This is a genomic window from Streptomyces sp. NPDC005803 (genome assembly GCF_040630435.1).
Classification (GTDB): domain Bacteria; phylum Actinomycetota; class Actinomycetes; order Streptomycetales; family Streptomycetaceae; genus Streptomyces.
The window spans coordinates 1-11,696 of the sequence record NZ_JBEXXO010000015.1 but is presented as its reverse complement, the minus strand read 5'-3'; the positions used below and the strand labels follow the sequence as shown (position 1 = coordinate 11,696).

At 70.7% G+C, this 11,696-nt stretch carries 11 protein-coding genes; 6 read left to right on the top strand and 5 right to left on the bottom strand.

The features are described 5' to 3' along the window. The first annotated feature begins 202 nt into the window (after positions 1 to 202). A complete protein-coding gene (locus ABZ454_RS21620) occupies positions 203 to 883 on the top strand; it encodes a class I SAM-dependent methyltransferase (protein ID WP_359539999.1) in 681 nt (226 codons plus the stop codon). Between the two features lie 168 nt (positions 884 to 1,051). On the opposite strand, the gene ABZ454_RS21615 is transcribed toward ABZ454_RS21620, so the two are convergent. Then, entirely contained in the window at positions 1,052 to 5,380 is a 4,329-nt protein-coding gene (locus ABZ454_RS21615; protein ID WP_359539998.1) for a trypsin-like peptidase domain-containing protein, read from the bottom strand. Beyond that, a complete protein-coding gene (locus tag ABZ454_RS21610) occupies positions 5,367 to 5,702 on the bottom strand; it encodes a trypco2 family protein (RefSeq protein ID WP_359539997.1) in 336 nt (111 codons plus the stop codon). The genes ABZ454_RS21615 and ABZ454_RS21610 overlap by 14 nt, the downstream gene beginning before the upstream one ends. Positions 5,703 to 5,911: 209 nt before the next feature. On the opposite strand from ABZ454_RS21610, the gene ABZ454_RS21605 reads away from it, so the two are divergent. From ABZ454_RS21605 to ABZ454_RS21595, 3 genes are all read left to right on the top strand, one after another. Beyond that, positions 5,912 to 6,955, top strand: a complete 1,044-nt coding sequence (locus ABZ454_RS21605; RefSeq protein ID WP_359539996.1) for an NAD(P)/FAD-dependent oxidoreductase — start codon at positions 5,912 to 5,914, stop codon at positions 6,953 to 6,955. Next, complete coding sequence (locus tag ABZ454_RS21600; RefSeq protein ID WP_359539994.1) at positions 6,952 to 7,599, top strand: class I SAM-dependent methyltransferase; 648 nt, start codon at positions 6,952 to 6,954, stop codon at positions 7,597 to 7,599. Before ABZ454_RS21605 ends, ABZ454_RS21600 begins: the two co-directional genes overlap by 4 nt. 235 nt (positions 7,600 to 7,834) lie before the next feature. After that, positions 7,835 to 8,392 carry a DinB family protein gene (locus ABZ454_RS21595; RefSeq protein WP_356325717.1) on the top strand — a complete coding sequence of 186 codons (558 nt, stop codon included), beginning with the start codon at positions 7,835 to 7,837 and terminating at the stop codon, positions 8,390 to 8,392. Positions 8,393 to 8,563: 171 nt separating this feature from the next. Here the strand turns inward: ABZ454_RS21595 and ABZ454_RS21590 are convergent, their stop codons facing one another. Beyond that, positions 8,564 to 9,445, bottom strand: coding sequence for a LysR family transcriptional regulator (locus ABZ454_RS21590; protein WP_359539993.1), 882 nt, complete (start codon positions 9,443 to 9,445; stop codon positions 8,564 to 8,566). 70 nt (positions 9,446 to 9,515) lie between these two features. On the opposite strand from ABZ454_RS21590, the gene ABZ454_RS21585 reads away from it, so the two are divergent. Then, entirely contained in the window at positions 9,516 to 9,830 is a 315-nt protein-coding gene (locus ABZ454_RS21585) for a hypothetical protein (protein ID WP_359539992.1), read from the top strand. A gap of 47 nt (positions 9,831 to 9,877) precedes the next feature. Here ABZ454_RS21585 and ABZ454_RS21580 read toward each other — a convergent pair whose 3' ends face one another. Both ABZ454_RS21580 and ABZ454_RS21575 read right to left on the bottom strand, forming a co-directional pair. After that, positions 9,878 to 10,123, bottom strand: coding sequence for a helix-turn-helix transcriptional regulator (locus ABZ454_RS21580; RefSeq protein ID WP_242585783.1), 246 nt, complete (start codon positions 10,121 to 10,123; stop codon positions 9,878 to 9,880). A 135-nt stretch (positions 10,124 to 10,258) separates the two neighbouring features. Beyond that, a complete protein-coding gene (locus ABZ454_RS21575; RefSeq protein WP_356325725.1) occupies positions 10,259 to 10,870 on the bottom strand; it encodes a YceI family protein in 612 nt (203 codons plus the stop codon). A 248-nt stretch (positions 10,871 to 11,118) separates the two neighbouring features. Between ABZ454_RS21575 and ABZ454_RS21570 the strand changes: the two genes are divergently transcribed. Then, positions 11,119 to 11,640, top strand: coding sequence for a hypothetical protein (locus ABZ454_RS21570; RefSeq protein WP_356325727.1), 522 nt, complete (start codon positions 11,119 to 11,121; stop codon positions 11,638 to 11,640). Positions 11,641 to 11,696 lie beyond the last annotated feature (56 nt).

Sequence of the window (11,696 nt, the reverse complement as noted above, 5' to 3'; positions counted from 1 at the left end):
CCGCCGGGGGGGGGCTGGCGCGTGTGCCGCGCGCGGCCCCCCGCGCCCCCCCCCGGCCGCTGCGGCCCTCGCGTTTCCTCCCGGGGTCCCGCCCGGCTCCACGACCGTGCGCGAAGGAGTGCGTCCGGCGGGCTCGACGGTACGGCTTTCGACGCCGCCGCCGCGCGCGTCAACGCTGTCCGCGCCGGGCTAGATTACGGTGATGGCCGACGCACCCTTGCCCCCGCCCGAGCCCGGCAGTGCCGCCGACGTCGTCCGAACCTGGGACGCGCGCGCCGACCACTATCTCCGGCTCTTCCGGCACGAGTTGGACGGCAAACCACTGGACCGGGAAGCGCTGCACGCGTTCGCGGGACGTGTCGGCGAGGGCGGCCGGGTGTACGACGCCGGCTGCGGCCCCTGTGGTCATGTGACGGCTCTGCTGGCGGAACGCGGTCTGGACGTGCTCGGTATCGACGTGTCACCGCGCTGCGTCGAGCTCGCGGGGCGGGAGCAGCCCGGGTGCCGGTTCACGGTCATGGACCAGCGGGAGACGGCGGGGGAGCGGCTGGACGGGCTGGTCTCGTACTACTCGCTCCACGACCAGCCGAAGAGCGGACTCCCCGCCACGCTGGCGTCGTGGGCTGCGGCGGTCCGGCCGGGCGGACAGCTCCTGCTCGTGGCGAAGGAGGGGACCGGCGACGGCGTGATCGACGATCCGCTGGGCAGCGATCTGCGCGTGTACTGGGCGGAGTTCACGGAGGACGAGCTCCGCGCCGCAGCCGAGACCGCCGCGTTCCGCGTCGACGCCTGCACGGTCCGCGAGGCGTACGAGGGCGAGATCCCGACGCGCCGCATCCACCTCGCGGCCACTCGCGACGGCGCCCGCTGCCCCGGCGAGTGACGAGCGGCTGTTTTGACCTGTCGACGGGCGCGGCGCCCGCAACAGGCGCCTGCTCGTGCCGCCCGGCCGCACTCCTCCCCGTCGCTGTCCTGGCCGTCCTGGAAGCGGGCCGGACCTCCTGGGTCGCACTGCTGGACGCCGTCCGTACGGCTGCGTGTCCCTGGCCCGCTACCCGTGGCCGAGAAGCACTGCCAGGCGGGCGGTGTGCTCGTCGCCCATGGCCACGTCAACGTTCTCCCGCCTGCTCAGCCAGTCGGCCGCCTTCATGAGGCAGTCTTCCGTCTGCGGCGGCGTCAAGCCGGGCCCTTCGAGCAGCGCTGCCAGAACGTGGCCGGCGTACGGGGACCCGGCGTACGTCTCCAGCCAGGCGAGCGCCACGCCCACGACGGCCGCGCGCTCGGTTCGTTCGGAAGCGGGGAGGCTCGGGTCCAGGAGAGGCCCCAGAACGGCCCCGGAGAACGACGAGAGCCCTTGTTGCTCATCGAGCCACTTCCGTGCCAGTGCTGTGACGGCGGCGGCACGCTCCGGGTCGAGATCCGTCCGGGCAAGGATGGCGCGCAGTACTTTCTTCCCCTGCGAACTCATCGGCTGTCGGCTGCACGCCTCCTCGAGCGCCAGGTCCACCAGTGCGGCTCTCGTCTCGTACGGAAGCGGCACCAGCCCCAATCGGCACAGGGCCGGGAGCCTGTCCTTCGTCAGCGCCGTGTGGCCGTGGCCCGCACACTCCAGTACGCGTTCCACGGTGCGCCGGCGGAGCTCCCGGTCGGACACGCGGTAACCGGGCAGGTGTTTCAGTATCCGGGGCGCGTTCTCGGCAGCGTGGTGCAGGTCCAGCCAGTCGAGGGCGAACCGGAGCGCGTCGGCTCGGGGCGCCTCGGCCGTACCAGGGCGGACCAGCAGAGCTTCCAGCACGAACGAAGCCGTGTCGCTCAGGCCGTTGTCGCGCTCTTCGAGCCAGGTGAGGGCGAGCGGCGCGGCACGTGTTCCGACCGCCGGGTGCTTGAGCAGGGGTTCCAGCACGAAGCGTGCCTGGGGAGATGTGCCGAGCGTGCCCGTGCTGAGCCAGGCGAGCGCGTAATCGACGGCATCGGTTTCCCCACCACCGGCGGAGTCGGCGGGGGCGCTGCGGTCGGTGCGGCCGATACGGGCGCCGACGGGAAGCAGATGCTGGAGCACGTAGGAGATGTTCGGCGATTCGCGGTGGCCCTTGAGCCAGGTGAGAGCGTGGCGGGAAGCCGCCTCGCTGTGGGGGCCGAGCCTCGGATGAGCCAGCAGCGGCTGGAGGACGAAGGTCGCGTCGTCCCCGCCCAGGTTGCCGGGGGAGTCGAGCCAGCGGACCCCGGCCGCACAGTGCTCCTCAGCCTCCGGCAGCCCGCGGTGCTTGAGCAGAGGCCCGAGTACCGACTTGGCGGCGTCCTGCGTGCCGTGATGCCCCGTGGTCAGCCATCTCAGGGCGTGCTCCGCGGCGCGTCCGGCCGCCCCCTGGGGGAGTTCCCTCTTCTCGAGCAGCCTCCGCAGCACGAAGTACGCGTCTTCGCACCGGCTGTGCACCTCAAGCCAGTCGAGGGCCGGACCGACGGCGTCGTACATCCCCTCCGGGGCGGTGGGAACACGTGCGAGCAGGGGGTTCAGCACGAACGTCGCATCGTGCTCGACCCCGTGCTCGGCGAGCCACGAGCAGGCGAGGCCGACAACGGTGTCGGCCGTCTTCCCCCGCAGCGCCGGGTGTCCGAGAAGAGCCCTCAGGACGAATGACGCAAGGGGGGAAGTGGCATGCCCCTCCAGCCAATTGAGGGAGCGATCGATGATGCTCCTCGTCCGGCCCTGGTCCAGATCCTCACGTCTGAGCAGCGGGGGGAGGACGAAGGAGGCCGTGTCGGCGTCGGGATGGAGTCTGAGCCAGTCGAAAGCGAGCTTCGGTGCTTCGGAGGTCCGGTCGCCTCCGAGGTTCTCGGAGAGGAGCGCGCGCAGCACGTGAGCGGCGGCGGCCGTCGGCAGGAGCCGGCGGACCACGCCGAGGCCGCTGTCGACTGCTTGCTCGACGCGGTCCTCGGACAGGTCGTCGCGCGCCAGCAGCGCACCGGCGAGCGACAGCCCGCCCTTCAGGACGGGCTGTCGCAGCCACTCCACCGCCTCCTCCGCGGCCTTGTCCAGGTGCTCGGCCGGCACGCCGGGCGCCCGGAGCAGGGCTTCGAGGACCGGACGGGTTTCGTGCAGCTGGTGGCGCCTGCCCGCCTGCCACTCCAGGGCGGCCGACGAGAGACGTGCGGGAACGGCGTCGGAGGTATTGCGGATCGAGTGGGTGAACAGCCCGCCCGCCAGGCGCGGAGCCTCGGCTTCGGCCCTCTCGAGCCAGGGCCGCACCAGCGAGTCCCATGACGCGATGACCCCGGACTGCCAAGGCGGCCCCGACAACAGGGTCAGCAGAATCCGGCCGGTCTCCTCGAGATCGGCCTCACCCCCCATGTGTTCGGCGAGGCCGCCCCCGCTCGCGAGCCACTCTTCGCAGACTTGGCGCACATCGTCGCGCACCGCCGGATCGAGGTCGGCTGACCACCGCCGTACGGCGTCGGCGGCGAGCCGGAAGGTGTACGTACTGGTGAGGAAGGCGGAGAACATCCGTGTGGCGGCGTCGGCTTGGAGCTGCCCCGCTCGCGGTTGCAGTGCCTGTTGCAGAAGTTCGTCGGCCACGAAGTCGTGGATGACGTCGAGCATGTCGCCCTCCGAGCCGAGGAGCCAGCCGAGCGCGCACAACTGCCCGACGACGCCGATCCCGCCGGCCGTGAAGCCGCGGTCCTGGTGCAGGTCGAGGAAGGAGCCGACGGCTCGCTGCACCGCCTCCTTCTCCTGGGGGCAGGAGGCGGCTGCGACGGCGGAGGCGAGGAGTGCGGTCGGTGAGTCCCCGAGGTCCTCCAGGGTGCGGTCCTTCAGCCAGAACTGCAGGTCCCGGAGGTTGCGCAGCCCCGAGAGGTCCAGTCCGCCATGCGTCTGTTCGCGTACGCGCGACTCGATCGCGCGCGCGATCAGCAGGGTGAGTGCCGGGCGGTGTCCGCAGACATCGGCGAGCCGCGCTGAGCCGTATGCGGTCACGGCCTTCGTGGCGACGGCCTCGATGATCCGGGTGGCGACGGCGGTCTGGTGCTCTCCTTCCTGCGAGACCTTCACCTGGTCGAGGACCCGGAGCTGCCCGGTGGCCCGCGGTACCGCTCCGGGGCGCAGCGAACCGATAACCGCCAGACGGGCCGAGGAGGTGGGCTCCGACCGCACTTCCTCCGCGAGTTCGTGGAGGTCGAGGCGCTCATAGCCGTCGAGGTAGTCGAGCACGAGCAGGACGTCCCTGTTCCGCGCGTGCAGATCGCCTACGACCTTGGCCAGCTCCTCTGCCGTGATGAGCTTCTTCGGCGCCAGGTGCAGCACGGTCCAGCCTTGCCTGTCGGCCCTGGCCGCCACCTCGAAACAGGTACGGGTCTTGCCGGTCCCCGCGGCGCCGACGAGCACCACTCCCAGTGACCTGGAACCTGGTGCGGAAGCTGCCGCCAGCCGTTCAAGGAGCTTGTCCGGATCCGCGTCGTGGTGTTCACCGGGGCTGACGAACGTTATATGATCACTCGTCAGGTACTTGTCATGACTGAATCTTTTCGCGAGCATCTGCAGGTGGGTGCGGACACCTGTGGGGAACTCCGGCAGGCCGACGTCGACCAAGTCGCCGGCGCCCAGTCCGCCACAGCCCAGCAGTTGCTCCAGCCGGAGCAGTTCGTCGGCGGGCAGCCGGTCCTGGAGGCTGTCGATCCGGGCCGCGGTGAGGGCGCCGCCATCGGAGGCGTAGTGGCTGGTGACGACGCCGATGATCCGCCCGCGACTGAAGACGGCTGCCCCCGACATGCCTTCCCACGGCTTGTACGCGGCGTTCGTCGACCCGTCCCCGCCATCCCGTCCGGTCTTCCCCCCGCGAGGATCGTCGTCCGGCGAGGGAGGCCGCACGGTCTTGAGGTCGAGCGTGCGTTGTCGTCGATTGGCGACCGGCAGGCAGGTGAGCTCCGCGGCCTCCAGGTCCCGGTAGGCGCCCTCGCGGAGCTTGAACAGCGGAAAGCCGAAGGCGAGGCATTCCACTCGTGCGGCACTCTCGCTGACGCAGCCGAACGATGCGGGCGCCGTCGCGGGGGCCGGGTGCCGGCCGGGAGGCGCGGGTCCAGGGGAGGAGGCGGAAGGGCCACAGGCCGACGGGGTGAAGGCGAGCACGGCTACATCGGTCTCGTCGTCCGACCACTCCACCGACGCCTCGTACTTGGCCTCGCCCTGCCGGTCCGCGTTGAACCGGACCTGGACGGCGGACGCCTTCTCGAGCGGATGCCACGCGGTCAACACCTTGCCGTCGGCGACGAGATAGCCGGATGCCCGTGAATTCTTGCCCTCCGAGCGGCTGACGATCACCTCGGCGATACGTCCGGGATCATCCCATCTGCCGCCCTTCTGCCCTAAGGGTTCAGCGTTCGCCATCGATCTCGTCACCGGAGATCAGGGGAGAGCGCGTCGTGCCGTCCTGCGCCACCGCCTTGGGGTGCAGAGTGAGCGCGATCCGCTGGGTCGCGGATCGGGCGAGCTTGCCGTCGGCTCCTGCCTCGACGACCCAGAACCGCACTTTGCCATGGGCACCGGCTTCGCGTGAGATCGCGACGGTCGCCTCGATCTCCACGGGCCCCACCTCGAACTGAAGAGCCTCGCCCGCCCCCGCGCCTTCGGCCGCAGCGGTCTTGAGTTCCCTCCTCAACTGACGGATGACTTCCGCTAGTTCGACGCCGCGTTCCCCTCCGGATGCCATGTCGGGATTGTAGGACGCCGTCCATGCAGGGTCCACCCACGCCGAAGGTCGTGCGGGCTGCTGCCGGTTTCGGCGTTCGCCGGTGCGTGCGGCGTAGGGGGAGGGTCGTCCCGGGCAAGGTCGTCCGGCGACGGTTTGCCGTTTCGGCAAGGATCTTTGCCGAATCCAGGTCCGGCGCGCACCATCTTCCCCAGATGGAGGTGTTTCGCATGAGCGACATGACACAGGCGTACGACGTGGTGGTCATCGGCGGCGGGGCCGCCGGCCTGAGCGGGGCGCTGGCCCTGGGGCGCGCCCGGCGTTCGGTGCTGGTGATCGACGCGGGCAGCCCGCGCAACGCACCCGCGTCCCACGTGCACAACTACCTGGGCCGCGAGGGCACCCCGCCCTCGGAGCTGGTGGCCATCGGCCGTGAGGAAGCGGCCCGGTACGGGGCGGAGATCGTCGAGGGTGAGGTCACGGCGGCGGAGAAGCTGCCGGGCGGCGCCGGGTTCCGGGTCGTACGGGGGGACGGGACCGCTGTCACCGCGCGTCGCCTCCTCGTCACCACCGGGCTCGTCGACGAGCTGCCGCCGATCCCCGGCCTGGCCGACCGCTGGGGGCAGGACGTGCTGCACTGCCCGTACTGCCACGGCTGGGAGGTCCGGGACACGGCCATCGGCATCGTGGCGCTGACGCCGATGGCCGTGCACCAGGCGCTGCTGTGGCGCCAGTGGAGCGCCGATGTCACCCTCTTCCTCCACGACGCCCCCGAGCCGAGCGACGAGGAGTACGAGCAGCTGGCCGCGCGGGGCATCGCCGTCGTGGACGGGGAGGTGGACGGGCTGGAGGTGAGCGGCGACCGTCTCACCGGGGTGCGGCTGGCCGGCGGCCGGGTCGTCCCGCGCGATGCCGTCGTGGTCCAGCCGCGGTTCACCGCGCGCTCCGGGGTGCTCGACGGGCTCGGTCTGCGTCCCACTCCGCTGGAGATGGGCGGCCACACCCTCGGCACGTACATCGCGGCCGATCCGACGGGGGCGACCGAGGTGCCCGGGGTATGGGTGGCCGGTAATGTCGCGAGTCTGATGGAGCAGGTCATCGGGTCCGCCGCGGCGGGGCTGAAGGCCGGTGCCGCCATCAACGGTGACCTCGTCGCCGAGGACACCCGCCGCGCGGTCGAGGCCCGCCGCGCGCCCTTCTCGGCGGCGGCCGAGCGCCAGGTCTGCGAGAAGACCCTCGGAAACCGTCGTCACGGACTGCAGGAGACACGATGACAACCGACAGCACCGCCTCCGACGCGGCCAAGACGTCCGACGCCGAACTCTGGGACGAGCGCTACCGCGAGAGCCGCCGGATCTGGAGCGGCAACCCCAACACCGCGCTCGTCCGTGAAGTGGAGGACCTGACGCCGGGACGCGCCCTGGACCTCGGGTGCGGCGAGGGGGCCGACGCCGTGTGGCTCGCCCGCCGGGGCTGGCAGGTCACCGCCACCGACATCTCGCGCGTCGCTCTGGGGCGTGCCGCCGAGCACGCGGTCGAGGCGGGGGTCGCCGACCGGATCGACTGGCAGTTCCACGACCTCGGGGTCTCGTTCCCCGAGGGGGAGTACGAGCTGGTCTCCGCGCAGTTCCTGCACTCCATGGGCGACCTGCCGCGCGAGCGGATCCTGCGCCGGGCCGCCGCCGCGGTCGCCCCCGGCGGCGTGCTCCTGATCGTCGGCCACGCCGGCTTCCCGTCCTGGGAGCACGATCACCCGGACGTGGAGCTCCCCACCACGGACGAGGTGCTCGCCTCCCTCGAACTGCCCGAGGGGGAATGGGACGTCCTGCTCAGCGCGGAGCACGAGCGCGTCCAGAACGACCCGGACGGGAACCCGACCACCCGGACCGACAACGCCCTGAAGGTCCGCCGGCGCTGACGGCGGGAGCTCCCGCGCCGTGCCGCGACGGGTGGGCCTTCGCCGGGAACCGGGAGTGAAGGCCTCCCCGTGCGGGTCAGGAAGGGTGCCCGCCGACGCCCCACCAGTCGCTCGCCCAGGTCCCGACAGCGGCGAACTGCGTTCCGGGCAGGCTCAATTGAGGTCGTGATCTGACCTATTGGGCTCCTACGGTGTTCCTTGACAGGCAAGCAGGGACGACAGGAAGCAGTGATCCATGACCGTCAGCGAGACCACCCCCCGCGACGTGGCCGGCGCCCCGGACGTCACCGGCGAGCGCGCCGATCTGCTGGACGCCCTGGCCAAGCACCGGCATTTCCTCCGCTTCACCACGCGTGACCTCACCGACGAGCAGGCCGGGCTGCGCAGCACGGCGAGCGAGCTGTGTCTGGGCGGTCTCGTCAAGCACGTCGCCTCGGCCGAACGGAGCTGGGTGGACTTCATCGTGGACGGTCCGTCGGCCATGCCGGACTTCACCGCGATGACCGAGGCCGACTGGGAGCGGCGGGCCGGTGACTTCCGGATGCAGCCCGGCGAGACGCTGGCGGGCGTGCTGGCCGACTACGCCGAAGTGGCCCGGCGTACCGACGAGTTGGTCGCCACCCTGCCGGACCTGGGCGCCACCCAGCCGCTTCCCAAGGCCCCGTGGTACGAGGGCGACGCGCGGTGGTCGGCGCGCCGGGTGCTGATGCACATCATGACGGAGACCGCTCAGCACGCCGGCCACGCCGACATCATCCGGGAGTCGATCGACGGCGCCAAGAGCATGGGCTGACCCGCTGACCCGCTGACCCGCTGACCCGCTGACCCGCTGTCACGGCGTGCGCGAGCGAGGGAGCCGTAACGGCAGCCGTGGCCCCGACCGCCCGTGGCAAGAAGGGCCCCGGGCACACCCGGCGGCGGCTGCCCTCAGCAGGGCCCCGGGCGCCGGGCGTCCCCGGCGACGTCACCCGACGGGGCTCACCCCCTGGGTGCCGTCGGGTCCCGGCCGGGCCCGGCCCGCGGACACCGCCGCTTCGACGAACGCGGCGACGAGCGGCCGGTGATCGAGCTGCGACCAGGCGATGACCATCCGGCTGGGCGGCGCGTCGGTCACCGGTTTGTGGACCAGTCCCGGATGAGCGGGCTCGACCGACGAACGGGGCAGGATCGCGATCGTCCGCCCGAGCATGATCAGCTGGGTCATCTGCGCCACGTCCACGATCTCCGGCCCGCTTCCGCCATCGGGCACTCCCTTCCAGCGAGGCAGCGTCTCGCCCTCCAGATCGGCCATCCGCAGTTCGTCCCGTGAGGCCAGCCGGTGTCCGCGCGGCAGGATCGCGACGCGTCCTTCGACGAACAGCGTCCGGTGGTCCAGCCCCGCGAGGTCGTCGAACGGCGTGTACAGCAGCGCCAGGTCGGCTCTGCCGTCGCGCACATGGTCGGCGCGGTCGGTGGCCCCACCGAACAGAACGTCCACCCGGCGGGCGTCGGGCAGGCGGGCGTACGCGGCGAGGATGCCGGACAGCAGGTTGGCATCGCCGCCGGGTTTGATCACCAGCCGTAGATGCGCTTCGGGTGCGCCGGCCCGGCGTGCGGCCTCGGCCGCGGCACTCACCGCGTTGAGCGCGTGGCGGCCGTGGTGCAGCAGCGCCTCCCCGGCCGGGGTCAGCGAGACGTGACGACTGGAGCGCACGAGCAACTGGACCCCGAGCCGTGACTCGACCCGCTGAATCGCCTTCGACAGCGCCGGCTGCGCGATGGACAGGCGTGCGGCGGCCCGGCCGAAATGCAGCTCCTCGGCGACTGCGGCGAAGTATTCGATCTCACGCGTCTCCAGATCACCCATGCCCACAGGTTATCGATCCAGGCTCGATCGGTCTTGGACTTCATGCGGTACACCGGGGTTCGATTGACTCATGATTCACCACACGATGATCGTCTCGTTCGACAACCCCGTTCCGGAATCAGAGCTGGATCAGTTCCTCGAAGACATCGAACAACTCATGCGCGGCGCCGGCCGGGTCCAGACGTTCTCGGCGAAGCACCACATCCGCGTGCCCGCCGACGACCACAGCCCGGTGTTCGCCGCCACCGCGATCGTGCAGTTCGGGGTGAGCGGCCCCGACGCGCTCAACGCCTCGCTCATGGCCCCCGGAGGCGAGGAACTCATCCGGCGCTGGCAGGCCCGGTACCCGTACAAGGTCGTCTGGGCCAACCACGAGCCGCTCTGACGTCCGGCGGGCGGTGCCCGGCTACGACAGCGGCTCGGATCCGGTGGTCATTGCTTCCTCCCGTAGACCTCGTCCGTGAGCGGGCGGAACGGCCGGAGCGAGAACAGCGCCTCCACCGGCAGTCCGAAGAACTCGGCGATGCGCAACGCAAGATCGAGGCTCGGGTTGTACTGCCCGCGCTCGATGTAGCCGATGGTCTGGTAGTGGGCGCCGACCGCCTCGGCCAGTGCCTGCCGCGACACCTTGCGCTCCGCGCGCACCATCGCCAACCTGTTGTGCACCTGCTCGCTCATGTATAAGAAGTACTATATTCGGGAGTAGGGTCGCAAGACGAAGACGCCGGGCCGCACGCCGGAAACGCGAGCGCCCGCCGTCCTCCCCGGAAGGGGTGGAAGGCGGGCGCGCTCGGTGCGGGGTGTACCCGGGGGTCAGGCCTGCGGTGCGGCCTTGATCGCCGAGATGTCGAAGGTCAGCTTGACCTTGTCGCTGACCATCACGCCGCCGGTCTCCAGCGCCGCGTTCCACGTCAGGCCCCAGTCGGACCGCAGGATGTCCGCGCTGCCCTCGAAGCCGACGCGCTCGTTGCCGTACACATCGGTCGCGGAGCCGTTGAACTCCAGGTCGATGGCGAGCGGACGGGTGACGTCCTTGATCGTGAGGTCACCGGTGACGCGGTACGTGTCGCCGCCGAGCTGCTCGGCGGTCGTCGAGCGGAACGTCATGAGGGGGAACTTCTCGGCGTCGAAGAAGTCGCCGCTGACCAGGTGGCCGTCGCGGTCGGCGATGCCGGTGTCCACGCTGGCGATCTTGACGTCGATCGAGGCGGTGGAGTTGGCCGGGTCGCTGCCGTCCAGCTTCAGGCTGCCGTCGTACTCGCCGAAGGAGCCCCGCACGTTGGTGACCATGGCGTGGCGGACGGTGAAGCCGATGCTGCTGTGGGCCGGGTCGATCGTGTACTCGCCGGTGAGGGCGGCCAGGGCGGGGTCGACGGCGATGGTGGCGGCGGGGGCGGTGTCGTTCTTGCGGTTGAACAGAGCCATGGCTCCTCCTCCGGGACGTGATCGAGCGGTGCTCGACCGAGTTGTTTAACCTTCAACGAGATTCACTGTAGACCTATCTTGTTCAAATTTCAACATCCGTGACCCCGACTGTTACGGAAGGGTGTGGGGCGCCGGCCCGGGGAGGGTGGGTGTTCACGTGACCGTCACCGCAGGACCCTCTGGCGGACGCGCGTAGAACTCGGGCACTATCTCCCTGCCCACCTTGTCATGCACAGGAGGAGTCCTTCATGGTGTCCCGTATGACGCTGCGCCCCGTCCTGACCGCACTCGCCCTCGTCCTGGGCGTCCTCTTCGCCCCCGGAATCGGTGTCGTCTCCAGTACGACGGACGCCTACGCCGTCACCAAGCTCACCCACAGCCAGGCAACCGCCCGATTCAGTTCGTCCGGCATCACCTGGTCGTCCTCCGGCGGCTGCTCCAACCGCAACGTCTCCACCTGCACCTCCTTCGACCAGCTCAACCTGCCGACCGCCCAGGGGGCCCAGACCCTCAAGAGCGCCACGGGCTGTGCGCTCAACATCACCGGCGGCACCGAGACCGGGCACGCCAGTGGCACGTACTCGCACTGGAACGGCTACAAGCTCGACTTCGGCAAGACCACCTGTCTCACCAACTACGTGCACGGGGTCTTCAGTTACATCGGCCTGCGCGGTGACGGCGCACCCCAGTACCAGTCCGGCTCCGGCAACGTCTACGCGGACGAGGGCAACCACTGGGACGTGACGTACTACAACTGCGGCGGCTGCTGACCTCTCCAGGCCCGCGCATGACGGCGCCCCCGCCCGGGGCCGGGGGGGGGGGCGCC